We start from the raw sequence: 16,527 nt of genomic DNA on the forward strand, positions 1-16,527 counted from the left end.
GGCGTTCGGTCGAAACGTGGGGGGCGTGGGTTCCGCTCAGCCGGATCGCAGGGTGCGACGCAGCCCGAGTCCGCGTTCCACCAGGACGACCACGACGACGGAGAGCAGGACGAGCAGGACGGAGAGGGAGGCGACGGACGGGTCGCTGCGGTACTCGACGTACTGGAGTACGGCCACCGGCAGCGGCACGGTGTTCTGCCCGGAGACGAACAGGGAGATGACCGTCTCGTCGAAGGAGAGCAGGAACGCGATGATCGCGCCGGAGAACAGACCGGACCTGATGGTCGGCAGGGTGATCCGCCAGAACGTGACGAGCCCGTTCGCGCCGAGGGTCCGCGCCGCCTCCTCCGCGCGCGGGTCCGCCGAGACCAGGGAGGCGGCGACCGTCCGTACGACATAGGGGACGGTCACCCCGAGGTGGGCCAGGATCAGCCCCCAGTAGGTGTCGGTGAGCGGGATCGGCGCCAGGATCAGCAGCAGCGCGAGGCCGAGCACGATGTGCGGCACGAGCAGCGGCGAGAGGAAGACCGCTTCCAGGGCGGCGCGGCCCCGGAAGCGCAGCCGGGTCAGCGCGAGGGCCGCCGGTACGCCGGTGACGACGGCGAGCAGGGCGGTCACCGCGGCGGTGACCCCGCTGACCTTGAAGCCCTCACGGAAGGCGTCGTTGGCGAAGACCTGCCGGTAGGCGTCGAGGCTGAAGCCCTCGGGTGGGAAGCGCAGATAGGTGGAGGTGTCGAAGGACTCCACGAGCACGATGAGGATGGGCGCGAGGAGGAACAGATAGAGGACGGTCAGAACGACGGCCCACACGGCGCGGGTCGGACGGCTCGCGTTCATGAACGGGCCTCCCCGGGTCCGGTGAAGCGTGCTTCGAGGGCGCGCTGGGCCCACAGGTAGACCGTGATGACCACGCCGAACACGGCGAGCAGCAGCATCGACAGGACGGCCGCGACCGGCCAGTCGAGGCTGGTGATGGCCTCGTCGTAGATCTCGGTGGCCAGGACGAAGACCCGCCCACCGCCGATGAGCCGGGGGGTGACATAGCCGCTGAGGCTGAGCACGAAGACCAGCAGCGCGGCGGTGAGCACCCCGGGCAGGGTGAGCGGCAGGACGACGCGGCGGAAGACGGTACGGCGGGGCGCGCCCAGGGACGCGGCGGCGTGCTCCAGCGCGGGATCGAGCCGGCCGAAGCCGCTGATCATCGCGAGGATGGCGAACGGCATGTAGATCTCCGTCGAGGCGATGACCACACCGGTGAGGTTGTTGGCGAGATGGAGCGGGCTGTCGATCACTCCGATGCCGGTGAGCGTCTTGTTGACGACACCCTGGCTGCCGAGGATCGCCATCCAGCCGAAGGTGCGCGCCACGGAGGAGATCAGCAGCGGCGCGATGGCGAGCGCGACGAGCAGGCTGCGCCAGCGGCTGGTGGTACGGGAGAGGAAGAGCGCCACCGGATAGGAGACGACGAGGGTGAACACGGTGACGAGGGCGCCGAGTTCGATCGTCTGCCCGATGACGTTCCAGTAGTGGGAGCTGGACAGCACCTCGCCGAAGGTGGCGAGGGAGAAGGTCTGCCGGATGAGACCGCCGTCCACCGACTCGTTGAACGACATGCGCACCACCCAGACCAGCGGCAGGGCGTACGTCAGCAGGAGCGCCAGCAGTCCGGGCAGCAGCAGCGCGAGGGCGAGCCGGGCGGTGCCGCCGCGTCGCGGGGACGTCTTCGCGGGGGCCTGCGCCGTTGCGGGTGCCTGCGGCTCCGTGGGTGCCGATGTCTCCGTGGGGGCTTCCGTGGGTACGGAATCGGGGTCCGCCGTCATGACGGGTCCTCCGGGTGGTCCGTGCTCTCCTGACCGGCCACCAGTCGCGGCGCCGCCGGGTCCCAGGACAGCTCCACCCCGGCGCCGGGGCCGAACGGCTCCTGCGTCCCGGTGGGCCGCTCGACGTCCAGGACGGGCCCGTCGGCGCCGACGCGCACCCGGTAGGCGACGGTCTCGCCCGCGTACCCGGCGGAGAGCACCGTACCGCGCGCGCCGCCGCCGCTGCCCGGGGTGGCCGGGGCGAGGGTGATGCGGTGCGGGCGCAGCATCACGGTGGCCGTACGGCCGGACTCCGCCGCGTCGCCCGCCGCGGGGACGGTGCCGAGACCGGGCAGGTCGACCGGCGTCCGGCCACCCTCGCGGTCGCGGGCCGTACCGTCCAGCAGGTTGGCGCGGCCGACGAAGCGGGCGACGAAGGCGCGCTCCGGCCGCTCGTAGATGTCCTCGGGGGTGCCCACCTGTTCGATCCGGCCCTGGTTCATGACGGCGACGCGGTCGGCCATGGAGAGGGCTTCCTGCTGGTCGTGCGTGACGAAGACGGTGGTGACACCGGTCTCGCGCTGGATCCGGCAGATCTCGTCGCGCATCGCGGAGCGCAGTTGCGCGTCCAGGTTCGACAGGGGCTCGTCGAGCAGCAGCACGGCCGGCTCCACGACCAGCGCGCGGGCCAGGGCCACGCGCTGCTGCTGGCCGCCGGAGAGCTGGGCGATCCGGCGCCCGGCGAGATGGCCGAGCCGTACGAGCGTGAGCGCGTCGTCGACCCGGCGCTTCAGCTCGGCCTTGGGGATCTTGCGCATCTCCAGGCCGAAGGCGATGTTGCGGGCGACGTCCAGGTGCGGGAAGAGCGCGTACGACTGGAAGACCACGCCCATGTCGCGGCGGTGCACGGGGGCGTCGGTGATGTCGCGGCCGTCGACCCGTACCCGCCCGGCGGTGGGCGGGACCAGCCCCGCGATCATGCGCAGCGTGGTGGACTTGCCGCAGCCGGAGGGACCGAGGACGGCGAGCATCTTCCCGCGTTCCACGGCGAGGTCGATACCGCGCACGGCGGCGCCGTCCTTGCCGGGGTAGATCTTGGCGAGCCCGTCGAGCACCAGGTGCCCGGTGGCCGCCTCCGGCGCGTCAGCCACCGATGACCTCCTGCTTGATGCGGTCGACCCAGCCGGTGTAGCGCGTGGTGAGCCAGCGCCAGTCGACCGGGATCTGGTTCTTCTGCTGCTGGTCGGAGGCCGTGGTGCGCTCCTTGGTCGCCGCGGCCAGCTCGACGTCCTTGTTGACGGGCGCGTAGAACGCCTCGTCGTCGAACGCCTTCTGGGCCTCGGCGCCGATGGCGTAGTTGATGAACTTCTGCGCGGCGGCGCTGTGCCGGGACTTGTTCACCAGGTTGATCGTGTTGACCTGGGTGACGGTGCCCTCCTTGGGGAGGACAGGCTGGACGACGCCCTTGGAGGCGTCCTTGTAGTACTGGCCGCGGGCGTTCCAGCCGACGGCGACGTCCGCGTCACCGGACTGGATCGCGGTGTAGACGTCCGGCGAGGGCTGCCAGGTCTGGACGGCGGGCGACAGCTTCTTCAGCTTGTCGATCGCCGGGTCGATGTCCTTCTTGTAGTCGCCGCCGAGGATCTTCTCCAGGGCGATGATCAGGGCGACGCCGCGGGTGTCCGCGATGGGCATCGCCAGCTTGCCCTTGTACTGGGCGTCCCAGAGGTCGTTCCAGCTCGTCGGCGCCTTCTTGACGTTCTTCGCGTTGTAGAGGATCGAGAGGCTGTCGAAGGTGACGGCGGGGCCGTAGCCGTCCGGGCTCTTCGCGGTGTCGACGAGGTGCGTGAGGTTGCCGACCTTCGACGCGTCGATCGGGGCGAAGAGCTTCTCCTTGTTGGCCGTCGGGGCCACGGAGCTGTCCATGAGGGCGACGTCGGCGACCGGCCGGCCGCTGCTCGCGCGCAGCTTGGCCAGCACCTCGGCGGAGTTCTGGATGGGGACGTACTTGACCGTGATGTCGGGGTTGGCCTTCTCGAAGGGCTTGATCACGGTCTTGGTGAAGGAGTCCTGGAAGGTGCCGTAGAACCCCATGAACGTGATGGTCTGCTTGCCCCCGGCGTTTCCGCCGTCCGCCGCCGCACCGGACGGGTCGGCGGCGTTGGAGGTGCAGGCGGTGGCCAGCAGGGCGGTGGTGGTCAGCGCGGCTGCGGCGGTGAGGGTGGTGCGGAGGGTACGGCGGGAAGGCATGGCGGTCTCCGGTCGGGCGGATCGGGAGATACGGGCGAGGGGGCGGAAGCCGGAGCGACGTCGGGCCGGGGCCACGGGGACGGCTATGCGTCGCCGGTCCGTGGCGCGGGGGCCGACGTCCCACTACAGGACTCCCGTGCGTCGGTGCGCGGGGATCCGGCGTCCGGGAGCGGGGAACCGGGGTGGTGCGCGTCGCCGAGGACGAGCATCAGCCGGTTGGCCCAGCCGAAGAGGGCGACGGCGTGGACCAGGTCGGTCAGTTCGGCGTCGTCGAGTCCGGCGGCGCGCAGTGCGGCGAGGTGACGGGCGCCGGCCTCCGGGGGTGTACGGGTCTGGGCCTCGGCGAAGCGGGCGACGGCGGAGCCGCGCGCGTCGGTCTCCGTTTCCGCCGCCTCGGGTGTCCCGGGGGCGGTGAACGCGTCGGCCCCGTCGCGCAGGACGCGCAGCGCCCTCGCCTCGTCGCGGGAGAGCTGGGCGTACTTCCGGCCGTGCACGGAGGCGCAGTACACGCACCCGTTGACCCGGGAGACCACCAGCGTGGCCAGCTCGCGCTCGGCGCGGGGCAGGCCGCCGCGGCCGTACATGACCGCGTTGTAGACATGGGTCCGGTGGTCGAGCGCGGCCGGGTCGTGGAGCAGGGTGCGGTAGTACGGAGAGGCCGTGGAGAGCGTGGCGTGCGCGTCGATGACGGCGCGCTGCGCCGCGGTGAGCGCGTCCGCGTCGACGGCGGGGATCCGCGGCTGCCAGGTGAGCTGGTCGAGCGTGAAGGGCGCGGCGTCCCCGGCCCCGGGCGCTTCCGTGACCGGCGCTCCCGTGACCGGCGCTTCCGGCTCGGTGACGGGCAGGCCGTCGGTCCGTACGGCCGGGCCGCCGGCCAGGAGCGCGAGCCCTGCGGCGACGCGCGCCTCGTACGCGACGAAGGCGCAGATCTGGGCAAGGGCGACGACGGCCGGCGCGTCGAGCCCCTGGGCGCCCAGGGAGGCCAGCAGGTCGGCTCCGGCCCGGTCAGGGGCGAGGGTGACGCGGTCGGTGAAGGCGAGGACGGCGGCGGTCCGCGCGTCGTTCCGCTCCTCCCCCGCGGTGTGTCCGGGCGCCAGGTCGCGGTAGGCGGCGGCGAGCGCGGGCTGTCCGGCGAGTTCGGCGGCGCGGGCGGCGGCGGCGATCCGCAGCCCGGTGGCGAGGGTCCCGGGGAGCGACGGTGCGAGCAGGACGCGGCGGGTGGCGGCCGTGTGCTCGCCGATTCCGGCGCGGGGGGCGGTGCCGGTTCCGGCGTGCTGCCCGATGTGCTGGGTCATGATCCGTCCTCCTCACCTGTCGTCCGGGTGGGCCGTGCCTCTGTCCACCGTTCCGTCCGCCTGGTGAGACGCCTCGTGCGGACAGGCCTCATGCGGACAGGAAGTGAAAGTTAGCCCCGGCAGGAGCCCCGCGCAAAGCCCTGTCCGATCCCGAACAGCGCTGTTCAGACCCCTCGCACGGCGGTACGGGGCCGCGTGCGGGCGGCCCCCTGATGCATCAGGTTCCGCGAGGGGCGTGACAGACTGCCGTGGAAAGTGGATTTTCGGCCTCACCTGATGCATCAGGCCATCGGCGAACCATCCGGAAGATCCGTTTCGGGCGGACTCCGGCCGGGCCGGCCCAGGAAAAACTTCTCGCATGGTGAGACGCAGTCCAGAAAGTGAGACAGGGATGGCGGTCGCGGCGTACCGGACGGTCGCGGAGGATCTGCGGCGCCGGATCGACGAGGGCGAGTTCGCCCCGGGCGATCCGCTCCCCTCGCGCGCCGCTCTCGCGGACCACTACGGCGTCGGCTCGAACGTCGCCACGGCGGCGGTACGGCTGCTCACCACGGAGGGCCTCGTCAAGGGGCGCGCGGGGCGTGGTGTGTTCGTACGGGAGCGGGCCTCCTCCGGGACGATGGCCCGTTCCTGGACCCAGGAGCGGCTGCAGGGCAGGCTCGCGGTCACGGCGGGCGGCGGGGAGGCGTCCGGCACGGGCGCCCAGGGAAGCCCTTCGGACCCCGAGCGCGCCGTGCTCGACACCGGCCACCCCGGCGGCACCGGTCGCCCCGGTCGCCCTGGTCACCCCGGCGACGGATCCCCCGCCGACGACGGCCGTACGGTGCGCGGCGCCCCCCGTTCCACCACCGGCGAGGCCCCCGAGGAGATCGCCCGGCGCCTCGGGGTCCCCGCAGCGGAGCCGGTGATCCGCAGCGAGTACCTGCTCACCCGGGACGGCAGACCGGCCATGCTCTGTGTGAGCTGGGAGCCGCTGGGCATCACCGGCGGCACCCCCGTCTCGCTGCCCGGCGCCGGTCCGCTGGCGGGCAGCAGCGTGGTGGCGCGGATGTCGTACATCGGGCTGCAGATCACCCGTTCCACCGAGACCGTCACCGCGCGGGCCGCCACCCGTGAGGAGGCGGACGCCCTCGATCTGACGCCCGGCGCGCCCGTCGCCGCCATCGAGCGCACGTACTTCGCCGGGGAACGCCCTCTGGAGACCGCGGATCTCGTCGTCCCCGGCGAGCGCTTCCGGCTCGCGTACGAGATCCCCGCCGAGCCCGCCGGCGGCTGAGCACAGCTGCTGAGCACAGCTGGGAGCACAGCAACCGCCGAGCACAGCGAACGCCGAGCACACCGCGGGCCGCGCGGGCCGGGGACGTACCATCTCCCCTGCCCTCAGATCCCCCAGCGAGAAGCGAGCCCGGCGTGAACGACCTGTCGCCCGCACCGACACCGGGCGCGGCCCCGGACCCTCACCCCTTCCTCGAACTGTGCGCGGACACCGAGGGGCACCGGCTGCTCCTCGCCGTCCGGCGGTTCGACGAACCCTTCCTGCTGATGGCCTCGCTCTCACACGGCGTGGGCTCCAGCCGGCTCGCCCTGGACCGGGGCAAGGCGGGAAAGATGCGGGTCGCCGTGTTCCGGCGGATCGCCGGACGGGTCGTGCTCGTCCAGCGCAACAAGCACCATCTCGCCACCGGTGACGCCGCCGCCGTCCGCGCGGGCGAGGAGTCCTTCGCCACGTCGGTGCTGTGGAGCGGCCCGGCGCTGCGCGAGCAGGACGGCGCCGTGGTCGTGGACGCGACCGGGCTGACGCTCACCGATCACCACGGCGTGGCCGCGCAGTTGGCGGCGCTGGAGCAGGGCGCGTACGAGATCGACCCGGACGCCTCCTTCCCGCTGGCGGACGAGGCGGGCCTCGGTGCGCGCGGTCTCCGGCTGCCCGCCCTGCTGACCTTCCGCGGCTCCTCGCCGGGCGCGGCGGTGCGGGACGTGGTGCCGGTGCCGGGCTCGCTCAGCGTCGTCCAGCAGCTCCATCTGGTCCCGCTGCCCGACCCGCCGCTGCCGGTGCGCCGTTACCACCCGGGCTCCGGCGGGTACGGCATCGGCCACGACGACCACGGCGCCGGTACGACGGCCGGCCGCCGGGTGAAGGTCCAGCCGCGGTTCCGGCTGGAACCGCTCGACCCGGCCGCCCCGTCGGGCCCGGTGCGCCGCCCGATCGTCTTCAGTGTCGACCCGGCCGTCCCCGAGCCCGTACGGAGCGCCGTCGTGGAGGGCGGCAACTGGTGGAGGGAGGCCTTCGAGCAGGCCGGGTTCACCGACGCCTACCGGGTCGAGGTGTCGCCCGAGGGGATCGACGACAACGATCTCGCCGTCAACTCCGTGCGCTGGGTGCACCGGGACGGCCGCGGCTGGTCGCACGGCCAGGCCCTCACCGACCCCCGTACCGGCGAGATCATCAGCGGCCGGGTCCGGCTCGGCTCGCAGCGGGTGGAGCAGATCACCGCGCTCGCCGAGGCACTGCACGCCCCGTACGGGCAGCCCGACGAGCCGGAGCGGCTGGCCGCCGTGGAGCGGCTGGTGCTCGGCCGGATGCGGCAGCTCGCGGCGCACGAGATCGGTCACGCGCTGGGCTTCATGCACAACTTCGCCAGTACGCACCATCCCCGTCCCTCCGTGATGGACTATCCGCATCCCCGGGTCACCGTCACGCCCGACGGGCGGATCGACTCCTCGGAGGCGTACGGCGAGGGGCTCGGCCCGTGGGACCACTTCCTGGTCGCCCACGCCTACGGCCGCTTCCCCGGCCGGGCCGACGGTCATGCCGACGGCCACGACGACGCTGGGGCCGACGAGAGCGCGCTCGCCGAACTGCGGCGGGCGGCGGCCGAACAGGGCCTGGTGTACGTCACCGACGAGGACGCCCACGCCCCCGACGCCGCGCACGCCGACGCGGTGCTCTGGGTCTCCCCCGTCGCCGACCCGTTCGCCGCGCTGGACGAGGCACTGGCCGTACGGCGGGTCGCGCTGGCAGGGTTCTCGCGCGCGGTGCTGCCGCCCGGCCGGCAGACCGGCGAGCTGGAGGAGCGCGCGGTCCTCGTCCAGCTCTACCACCGCTCCCAACTCGCCGCCGTGGCCCGGCTGATCGGCGGTACGCGGTACGGGTACGGGCTGGCGGGCGAGGCGGGCGGCGGCGGCGTACCGGTGGCGGGCGAGGAGCAACGGCGGGCCCTGGCACGGCTGTCGGAGCTGCTGCGCCCCGAACACCTCGCCCTGCCCCGGCAGATGCTGGACGCGCTCACCCCGCCCGCCATCCGCTACGGGCGGAGCCCCGAGTACTTCGACACCCGGGCCGGGCGGGTCTTCGACCCGTTCGGCGCGGTGGAGGCGACGGCGGCGCTCGTCACGCAGGAGCTGCTGGATCCCGCCCGGCTCAACCGGCTGGGCTGGCAGCACGCGGCGGATCCGGCCGTGCCGGGCCCCGGGGAGGTCCTGGACGCCCTGCTGGACACGGTGTGGCGGGGGGACCCTCCGGCGGACGACGGCCCGGTCGCGGCGGCGGCGGTGCGGGAGACCGCGGGGTGGGTGGTGCTGCGCTCCGCCGTCGACGCGGTGCGGGGCGACCTGCTGCACGGTGCGGTACGGACGCGGCTCACCGCCGTGCTGCGCCGGCTCGCCGAGGAGTTGCGCGCGGCGGACGGTACGGCGGAGCGCGAGGCGTCCGCGACGCTGAGCGCGTTCCTGGCGGGCGACGACTCCGTACGGCTCGGCCCGCCGCCCCGTATCCCGCCCGGCGCGCCGATCTAGACCGGGTTCGTAAGGCACCCGCCGGGTCCGACCGGCGGTCCTGAGTGCCCCGCGTACGCCTCCTGAAGATCGTTGGTTTCTCGCTGAACACCCGGCGGGCCCCGGCCGTAATACACAGCACGCTGCTGGGGCCGAGGCTGTCGGGGCCCGCCGAGGAGGTCTGTCAGGTATGTTCCGCCAACGCACCGTCGCCACGGTTCTCACCGGGGCCGTGCCCCTGCTGCTCGCGGTCTCGGCGGTGCTGACGGCGGGACCGGCGTACGCGCACGGTGCGCCGACCGACCCGCTGAGCCGTACCGCCGCGTGCGGCCCGGATGGTGGTGCCGCGGCGTCAACAGCGGCCTGCCAGGCGGCCGTCGGCGCCAACGGCGGCCAGACGTTCGAGGCGTGGGACAACCTCCGTATCGCCGATGTCAACGGCAGGGACCGGCAGTTCGTGCCGGACGGACAGCTCTGCAGCGGCGGCCTCGACGCGTACCGGGGCCTCGACCTCGCCCGCGCGGACTGGCCGGCCACCCGGCTGAGCCCCGGCGCGGGCCTCACGGTCACCTATCGGACGACGATCCCGCACACGGGAACGTTCGACCTCTACCTCACCCGGGAGGGATACGACCCGACCACCCCGCTGCGCTGGGACGATCTGGCCGGGAAGCCCTTCATCTCGGTCACGGACCCGCCGGTCGTGAACGGCGCGTACCGTCTCTCGGGCACGCTTCCGGCGAACCGTACCGGCCGGCACGTGCTCTACACGGTGTGGCGCAACACCAGTACCCCGGACACGTACTACTCGTGCTCCGACGTCGTCTTCCCCGAGGGTTCCGGCGACTCCGCGGGGTCCGGCGACTCCGCCGGTTCCGCCGGGCAAAACGCCCCCGGGCAGCCCACGGTCCCGACCGCGCCGGCGTCCCCCACCGCCGTCACGGATCCGGTCCCCGAGACCCCCGCCGCTCCCTCGTCGCCCGAAGCGGCCGTCGTACCGCCTTCCGACGCCGCCACCGTCTCCCCCACGCCCCCCGACGGCCGGCCCGTCCCCGTGGCCGCCGCTCCCCAGGCCGTCCCCGTATCCGCGAACTCGCCGTCCGAGTATTTGCCGGTGGCAGTGGGCGGGGTCATGACGGTCGTGGGCATCGGAATCTTCGTGATGCTCAGGCGGCGCGCCCGCTGATCACCGCGCGCCTCCCCCGCAAGCACCGACCGTAAGGAGACCTCCTTCATGTCCCAGCCCCTCGAAACGGGCCTCCTTCGTGCCACCGCGCACAGTCCGTCCTGGGCCATGCTGAGCCGCCTGTCGCCGGGCACCGGCCCCTCGGACCCGTCAGGACAGGAGCCCTATCGCAGGGCCGAAACCACGCATGAGCAGCGTGTCGACTTCTGCATCCCGTGCAACCCCTACTTCCCCACGCCCGAGATGTTCGGCCGTATGCAGGGGTCCCTGGAGTCGATCCTCAAGTACTACCCGAGCGACGCCGACACCGTCACCGCCGAACTGTGCTCGGTACTCGGTCTCAACCCCCAGACGGTCGCCATGGGCAACGGCTCCACCGAGCTGATCACCTGGATCGACCATCTGCTGGTCCGCGAGAGCCTGGCCATCCCGATCCCCACCTTCGGGCGCTGGACGGACCAGCCGCTGGAGACCGGCAAGCGCGTGGACATGTTCCCGCTCCAGGAGGAGCAGGACTTCACCCTGGACCTCCAGGAGTACGTACGGTTCATCCGCCAGCGCGGGTCACGGGTCGCGGTCATCTGCAACCCCAACAACCCCGACGGCGGCTATCTCAAGCGGCATCAAGTGGTCTGGCTGCTGGACGAGTTGTCGGATCTCGACCTGGTGGTGGTCGACGAGTCGTTCATCGACTTCGTCGACGCGGAGCGTGCCCCGTCCGTCGCCGACGAGGCGTCCATCCGCTCGAACGTGATCGTGCTGAAGAGCCTCGGCAAGAACTTCGGGCTGCACGGCATCAGATTCGGCTATCTGGTGGCCAACCCGGCGCTGGCGGCGAAGGTACGCAAGGCACTGCCCAAGTGGAACCTCAACTCCTTCGCCGAGAGCGTCGTCTTCATGCTCAAGGAGTACGGGGTCGAGTACCACCAGTCCCTGGCGCTGCTCTCCCGCGACCGGGCCGGCATGGCGCAGACCCTCGCCGCCGTTCCCGATCTGGTGGTCTTCCTGTCCCAGGGGAACTTCCTGCTGGTCAAGTTGCCCGACGGGGTGGACGGAGCGGCGCTGCGGGACCGGATGCTCACCCAGTACGGCGTCTTCATCCGCGAGTGCGGCAACAAACTCGGCAGCACCAGCCAGTTCCTGCGGCTGGTGGTCCGACCGCAGGAGGACGTCCAGCGGCTGGTGGCCGCGCTCCAGGCCTGCCTCCCCGCGGGCCCCACCGGCCTGGCCCGGCAGCAGGGGCACACCGCCGCGCCGTCCCTCACGTCGTCACTGCCCGCGCTGGCCCCGGCGCGCTAGGGTCCCCCGCGTCGGCCGGTCAGCCGCCGGCCGGCGCGGGGGCCGTCACCTCCGGGGGCAGGTTGTACGGCGTGACGACCTGGATCGCGGAGGGCAGCGCGGGCGAGACCGTCGCTGCCGGTGACCTCCACGAGGGTGCGCCCGGGGTGCGCGGCGCGCATCGCGGCGCGGAACGCCATCTCGCGCTCCTCCTCGCCGCGGAAGAACCCGCGGCTCACGGTGGTCAGGACATGTGCGGGGCGCTCGCCCAGCCACTGTCCGACGAGATACGCGGCGGTGGCCCCCGCGGCCCGGTTGTCGATGCCGACGTAGGCGAGCCGGGCGATGCCGGGCAGATCGGTCACCAGGGTCACCACCGGGATGCCCGCCGCGACCAGCCGGCCGCCGGCGGCGCCGGTCTCGGGAGTGTCCGGCGCCTTCAGGATCACCCCTGGGAGCCGCGCGCGGCGATCCGGTCCAGTGTCCCGGTCAGCTCGGACACCGGGCCCGTCTCACGGAAGTGGAAGCGCGAGCGCAGCACGGCGGGGCGCGGGGAGGGCAGTTGGGACTCCAGGGCCTCCCGCACGGAGGAGGGGAACCGCTCGGGTGCCCGCATCACGATGTCGATCACGAAGGTGCGTCCGCCGAGGCGTACCTGGGTACGCTGCCGGTCCAGATCCCTGACACTTCCTGAACTGGGCCGACGGGGTTCGGGCCTGAGGGGTTTTTGATGGCTTTCTGCGGGTTGCCCACCACCCCTCGGCCCCTGAGACTGACAGAAACCACCGCTTCCGGGAAGGATCCGCCATGTCCAGCACCCCCACGGGACCCTCGGCGTGGCTGCGTGCGGACGACTGCGATCTCGCGGAGCTGCGCGCCCTCGTCTCGACGCGGACGGACCCGCGCGACTGCCCGTCCGCCGAGGGTGTCGAGCGGAACGTGCCGCTGTACGACAGCGCGCGGCTGCGCGCCCTGGCCGCCACGCCCGAGGGGTTCCGTACGGTGAGCGGCGAGTTGGCCGGCGTACTGCTGGAGGGGCCTGGCATCGTCGTCCTCAAGGGCGCCTTCGCCGATCACGGTGTGGTGGACCGGGCCACGGCGGTCTTCCGGGCGCTCATCGAGGAGGAGCGCGCGACGGGCGCTGCCCGCGGTGACCACTTCGCCGAGGCGGGCGCGAACGACCGGCTGTGGAACGCGCTGGGCAAGATGGCCGTACGGGATCCCGAGGTCTTCGCCGACTACTACGCCAACGAGGTGCTGGCGCTCGTCGCCACGGCGTGGCTCGGCCCCGGGTACCAGGTGACCTCGCAGATCAATGTGGTCAACCCCGGCGGCGCCGCGCAGCGCGTGCACCGTGACTACCACCTCGGTTTCCTCTCCCAGGAGCGGGCGGCCGGCTATCCGGCCCAGGTCCACCGGCTCTCCCCCGCGCTGACGCTCCAGGGCGCGGTCGCCCACGGCGACATGCCCGTGGAGTCGGGGCCGACGCTCTACCTGCCCCACTCGCAGAAGTACGCGCCGGGCTATCTCGCCTGGCGGCTCCCGGAGTTCGTCGCGTACTTCGAGGAGCACCACGTCCAGGTGCCGTTGGAGAAGGGCGACGCGGTCTTCTTCAACCCGGCGCTCTTCCACGCCGCGGGACACAACAGGTCCGCGGAGATCCGGCGGATGGCGAACCTGCTGCAGATCTCCTCGGCGTTCGGCCGCGCGATGGAGAGCGTCGACCGTGCGGCGATGTGCGAGGCCGTCCATCCGGTGCTGCTGCGGCGCAAGGAGGAGGGCGCCGACGAGGGGTGGCTGCGCCGCGTGGTCGCCGCCACCGCCGAGGGGTACGCCTTCCCCACCAACCTGGACCGCGACCCTCCGGCCGACGGGCTGGCGCCGCCGTCCCAGGCCGACCTGGTGTGGCGCGCGCTGGCCGAGGAGTGGTCGCCGGACACACTGCGCGCTGAGCTGCGGGCCGGCGCGGAGCGCCGCCGTCCCTGACGGATACACGGAACACACCGGACACACGGACAGGGCGAAGGACGAGAGGCACCGGGATGAGGGGCCGAACGGAGTAACTTCCGCCGGGCCCGGAATAGGGCGGGCGCGGGCCCTGGTTGGCAGACGTATGACTTCTGACACCGCTGACCGCACCGCCCGCTTCGGCCCTATCGGCATCTGGAGTCCGGCCCTGCACCGGCCCGCCCCCGGTGACGCCGGAGGCGTCGCGGAGGCCGTGGCCGAACTGGACGAGCTGGGGTACGGAACGATCTGGGTGGGCGGCAGCCCCTCGGTCGAGGAGGCCGGGGCCGTCGTCGGGGCGACCCGCCGGATCACCGTGGCGACCGGCATCCTCAGCATCTGGCAGCACGAGGCGCCGGCCGTCGCGGAACAGGTGGCCGCGATCGAGCGGACCGCGCCGGGGCGGTTCGTCCTGGGGCTCGGGGTGAGCCACGACGCGCTCACCCCGCGGTACGCGCGCCCGTACTCGACGATGGTGTCGTATCTCGACGCCCTGGACGCCGCCCCCGAGCCGGTGCCCGCCCGGAGCCGGGTGCTCGCCGCGCTGGGCCCGAAGATGCTGGCGCTGGCGAGTGAGCGGTCGGTGGGCGCGCATCCGTACCTGGTCACGCCGGAACACACCGCCCAGGCCAGGGCGGCGCTCGGTCCTGACGCCCTGCTGGCGCCCGAACTCGGTGTGGTCCTGGACACCGACCTCGACCGGGCCAGGACCACCGCGCGCGCCATGCTCTCGTTCTACCTCGGGCTGCCCAACTACACGGACAATCTGCTGCGCCTCGGCTTCGCCGAGGACGACTTCACCGACGGTGGCAGTGCCCGGCTGCTGGACGCCCTGTTCGCGCTGGGCGACGCGGACGTGGTGCGCGCCCGCGTCGACGCGTACCGGGCGGCGGGCGCGGACCATGTCGCGCTCCAGGTGCTCCACCACGACCCGGCCGCGGGACTGCCGCGCGCCCAGTGGCGTGAACTGGCCGGCGTCTTCTCCCTGTCGGGCTCCGCGTAGGGACGGCTATTCCGGTGGGGTCGGCGTCTCGTCGCAGCGGAACATCACCTGAATGTCCAGTTCGAGCTGGATGGTCGGCCCCACGATCGCGATCCCCCTGGCGAGCATCGAGCGCCAGTTCAGCGTGTAGTCCTCGCGATGGAGTTCGGTGCGCGCCTTGGCGGCGCACCGCAGTTCTTCCCCGTAACCGCCATTGACGGATCCGAGATAGTCGGTTTCGAGACTGATGGTGCGGCTGATTCCGTGCAGGGTGAGGCTGCCGTGCACGGTCCACCGGTTGCCCGCGTGGCGCTGGAAACGTTCGCTGACGAACTGGATGTACGGATAGTTCTCCACATCCAGGAAGTCCGCGGAGCGGAGATGGGTGTCGCGCGTATTGTTTCCGGTGGTGATACTGGCCGCGTCGATGGTGCACTCGGCGTAGGAATCCTCCGGCCGTTCCCCGACGCGTACGCCGCCGTCGAACCGGGTGAACCGGCCGTGCACATTGGCCATGCCGACATGCCGCGCGATGAACCGAATGGCGGTGTGCGGCGGGTCGAAGAGCCAGATTCCGGGCTGCGGCGGTTCCAGGGGGCGCGAGTGCTCCAGCGTGACCCGGAAATGGCTCTGGCGGCCCGCGTCGACATCGACGGTGAGGTGGGTCGGGAGCAGGCCGTCCGAGGTGATCAGGACGGTGTACCGCCCGGTGGGCAGGCCGACGGTGAAGGTGCCGAACGGGTCGGTGCGGCCCTGCATCACCACGTGCCCGGTGTGGTTCGCCTTCACCTGGACGCCCGCGCCGTCCAGGGGATGGCCATTGGGCTGGCCGACCTCCAGGGCGAACGCCCCGGCCGTCAGAGGTATCCGGGACAGCAGGTCCGCCCGCTTGCCGTCCGCTTTCGACTTCCCCCGCCGCAGCAACGAGAGGCCCATGTTGACACCCTTCTTCAGACACCGAAAGGGAGTCGCGAGACCCCCGGAGAAGCAGTGGGCCCCCTTTCACGAGAATATCGGCCGCGTTTCGCCGCACGGCCGTTCCGCCACTGCCCCGCCGAGTGTCCGGCCGTACGTCAAAGAGGTGGCCCCGAGAGATAGTAGACCAATCGTCCACGCTTCAACGACCAGGTTCCCGTATATCCGGCCTGTGTTTATCGGGTGAAGGTTTCCACGCACCCGAAACAATTATCCTCACATTGTGAGGGTGCGTGGAATTTCGAGCCGGGCGATGGACCGGCGTTCGGCGCTGAAGGTGCCGGTCCGCCCCTGACCGGTCGTCGGCCCCGGAGGAACGGGACGCCGACGCTCCGGTGACGATTCCCCTACGATGAGTGAGCAGCGCGGGGAAGGGTCCCCGGCATCGTGGGGAGGCTCCTGTGGACGCTGGGCTCGGCGGCGGCCGCGACTACCCGCCGAAGACACCGCCTCCGCCCAAGAAGCCCGTCTCGCCGCCGTTTCCCGACCCGCCCGGGCCGAGGGCGGACCGCCGTGTCGCGACGCGGGACCGGCGCCGGGTGATGATGGCCGGCCGCCGTGGCGTCAACTGGCCGCTGGAGCGCCAGGAGTGGACGCCGGCCGTCGCCGGCCGACGAGTGGTCGACCAGCTCAGGACCTGGGGGCACCGGCCGGACGAGGAGACCGTCGCCGGGGTCGTCGCGCTCCTCGTCCGTACCGCCGCGGCGGACGGCGGTACGCGGGTGAGCCTGCACCTGGCCGACGAGAAGCGGCACGCCCTGGTCCTGGTCCTGAACCACTGCCCCGGCATGGCGGCCCCCTCGGACCAGGTCCTTCAGGACCTCGTGGCGCTCGGTGCGACCGACTGCGGGACCGACACCGGCGAGGACGGGCGCCGCGTCTGGGCGCTGCTGGACCTGTAGGCCCACTGGACCTGTGGATCCACTGGACCTGTAGATCCACTGGACCTGTGGATCCACTGGACCTGTAGATCCACTGAAT

Annotated in this window: 12 protein-coding genes and 2 pseudogenes; 7 read left to right on the top strand and 7 right to left on the bottom strand. The window is 72.3% G+C overall.

Going from position 1 to position 16,527, the window contains the following annotated elements:
- Positions 1-36 precede the first annotated feature (36 nt).
- The 5 genes from ACIBJC_RS02660 to ACIBJC_RS02680 form a co-directional block, all read right to left on the bottom strand.
- Positions 37-837 carry an ABC transporter permease gene (locus tag ACIBJC_RS02660; RefSeq protein ID WP_329823795.1) on the bottom strand — a complete coding sequence of 267 codons (801 nt, stop codon included), beginning with the start codon at positions 835-837 and terminating at the stop codon, positions 37-39.
- Positions 834-1,820 carry an ABC transporter permease gene (locus ACIBJC_RS02665; RefSeq protein ID WP_399286723.1) on the bottom strand — a complete coding sequence of 329 codons (987 nt, stop codon included), beginning with the start codon at positions 1,818-1,820 and terminating at the stop codon, positions 834-836. Before ACIBJC_RS02665 ends, ACIBJC_RS02660 begins: the two co-directional genes overlap by 4 nt.
- Positions 1,817-2,950 carry an ABC transporter ATP-binding protein gene (locus ACIBJC_RS02670; protein WP_399286726.1) on the bottom strand — a complete coding sequence of 378 codons (1,134 nt, stop codon included), beginning with the start codon at positions 2,948-2,950 and terminating at the stop codon, positions 1,817-1,819. The genes ACIBJC_RS02665 and ACIBJC_RS02670 overlap by 4 nt, the downstream gene beginning before the upstream one ends.
- The gene (locus tag ACIBJC_RS02675; RefSeq protein WP_399286729.1) at positions 2,943-4,049 is read right to left on the bottom strand and encodes an ABC transporter substrate-binding protein; all 1,107 of its coding nucleotides are present in this window, start codon (positions 4,047-4,049) and stop codon (positions 2,943-2,945) included. Before ACIBJC_RS02675 ends, ACIBJC_RS02670 begins: the two co-directional genes overlap by 8 nt.
- Positions 4,050-4,132: 83 nt before the next feature.
- Positions 4,133-5,344: a peroxidase-related enzyme gene (locus tag ACIBJC_RS02680; protein WP_399286732.1), complete on the bottom strand. Its 1,212-nt coding sequence runs from the start codon at positions 5,342-5,344 to the stop codon at positions 4,133-4,135.
- A gap of 391 nt (positions 5,345-5,735) precedes the next feature.
- Here ACIBJC_RS02680 and ACIBJC_RS02685 point away from each other — a divergent pair, with 391 nt between their 5' ends.
- From ACIBJC_RS02685 to ACIBJC_RS02700, 4 genes and pseudogenes are all read left to right on the top strand, one after another.
- Positions 5,736-6,620: a GntR family transcriptional regulator gene (locus tag ACIBJC_RS02685; RefSeq protein ID WP_399286735.1), complete on the top strand. Its 885-nt coding sequence runs from the start codon at positions 5,736-5,738 to the stop codon at positions 6,618-6,620.
- Between the two features lie 134 nt (positions 6,621-6,754).
- Entirely contained in the window at positions 6,755-9,139 is a 2,385-nt protein-coding gene (locus ACIBJC_RS02690; RefSeq protein ID WP_399286738.1) for a zinc-dependent metalloprotease, read from the top strand.
- Positions 9,140-9,308: 169 nt separating this feature from the next.
- Positions 9,309-10,304, top strand: coding sequence for a lytic polysaccharide monooxygenase (locus ACIBJC_RS02695; protein WP_399286741.1), 996 nt, complete (start codon positions 9,309-9,311; stop codon positions 10,302-10,304).
- A gap of 48 nt (positions 10,305-10,352) precedes the next feature.
- Positions 10,353-11,597 (top strand): annotated as a pseudogene (locus ACIBJC_RS02700) (pyridoxal phosphate-dependent aminotransferase); the annotation flags it as partial.
- 50 nt (positions 11,598-11,647) lie between these two features.
- Here ACIBJC_RS02700 and ACIBJC_RS02705 read toward each other — a convergent pair.
- A pseudogene (locus tag ACIBJC_RS02705) lies at positions 11,648-12,270 on the bottom strand (substrate-binding domain-containing protein); the annotation flags it as partial.
- A gap of 119 nt (positions 12,271-12,389) precedes the next feature.
- Between ACIBJC_RS02705 and ACIBJC_RS02710 the strand changes: the two are divergent.
- Complete coding sequence (locus tag ACIBJC_RS02710; protein ID WP_399286744.1) at positions 12,390-13,568, top strand: phytanoyl-CoA dioxygenase family protein; 1,179 nt, start codon at positions 12,390-12,392, stop codon at positions 13,566-13,568.
- A 127-nt stretch (positions 13,569-13,695) separates the two neighbouring features.
- Positions 13,696-14,592, top strand: a complete 897-nt coding sequence (locus tag ACIBJC_RS02715) for an LLM class F420-dependent oxidoreductase (RefSeq protein WP_399286747.1) — start codon at positions 13,696-13,698, stop codon at positions 14,590-14,592.
- Positions 14,593-14,598: 6 nt separating this feature from the next.
- Here the strand turns inward: ACIBJC_RS02715 and ACIBJC_RS02720 are convergent, their stop codons facing one another.
- Complete coding sequence (locus tag ACIBJC_RS02720; protein ID WP_399286750.1) at positions 14,599-15,507, bottom strand: YceI family protein; 909 nt, start codon at positions 15,505-15,507, stop codon at positions 14,599-14,601.
- A gap of 440 nt (positions 15,508-15,947) precedes the next feature.
- Here ACIBJC_RS02720 and ACIBJC_RS02725 point away from each other — a divergent pair, with 440 nt between their 5' ends.
- On the top strand, positions 15,948-16,448 hold the full coding sequence (locus ACIBJC_RS02725; protein WP_399286753.1) for a hypothetical protein: 501 nt from the start codon (positions 15,948-15,950) through the stop codon (positions 16,446-16,448).
- The last annotated feature ends 79 nt before the right edge of the window (positions 16,449-16,527 follow it).

This window comes from Streptomyces sp. NPDC050509 (assembly GCF_044457965.1).
Classification (GTDB): domain Bacteria; phylum Actinomycetota; class Actinomycetes; order Streptomycetales; family Streptomycetaceae; genus Streptomyces.

Excerpts from the sequence above, each read along its gene's own strand:
- ACIBJC_RS02695 (WP_399286741.1), top strand. The coding sequence starts at position 9,309 with ATGTTCCGCCAACGCACCGTCGCCACGGTTCTCACCGGGGCCGTGCCC.
- ACIBJC_RS02665 (WP_399286723.1), bottom strand. The coding sequence starts at position 1,820 with ATGACGGCGGACCCCGATTCCGTACCCACGGAAGCCCCCACGGAGACA.
- ACIBJC_RS02720 (WP_399286750.1), bottom strand. The coding sequence starts at position 15,507 with ATGGGCCTCTCGTTGCTGCGGCGGGGGAAGTCGAAAGCGGACGGCAAG.
- ACIBJC_RS02710 (WP_399286744.1), top strand. The coding sequence starts at position 12,390 with ATGTCCAGCACCCCCACGGGACCCTCGGCGTGGCTGCGTGCGGACGAC.
- ACIBJC_RS02660 (WP_329823795.1), bottom strand. The coding sequence starts at position 837 with ATGAACGCGAGCCGTCCGACCCGCGCCGTGTGGGCCGTCGTTCTGACC.
- ACIBJC_RS02715 (WP_399286747.1), top strand. The coding sequence starts at position 13,696 with ATGACTTCTGACACCGCTGACCGCACCGCCCGCTTCGGCCCTATCGGC.
- ACIBJC_RS02680 (WP_399286732.1), bottom strand. The coding sequence starts at position 5,344 with ATGACCCAGCACATCGGGCAGCACGCCGGAACCGGCACCGCCCCCCGC.
- ACIBJC_RS02675 (WP_399286729.1), bottom strand. The coding sequence starts at position 4,049 with ATGCCTTCCCGCCGTACCCTCCGCACCACCCTCACCGCCGCAGCCGCG.
- ACIBJC_RS02685 (WP_399286735.1), top strand. The coding sequence starts at position 5,736 with ATGGCGGTCGCGGCGTACCGGACGGTCGCGGAGGATCTGCGGCGCCGG.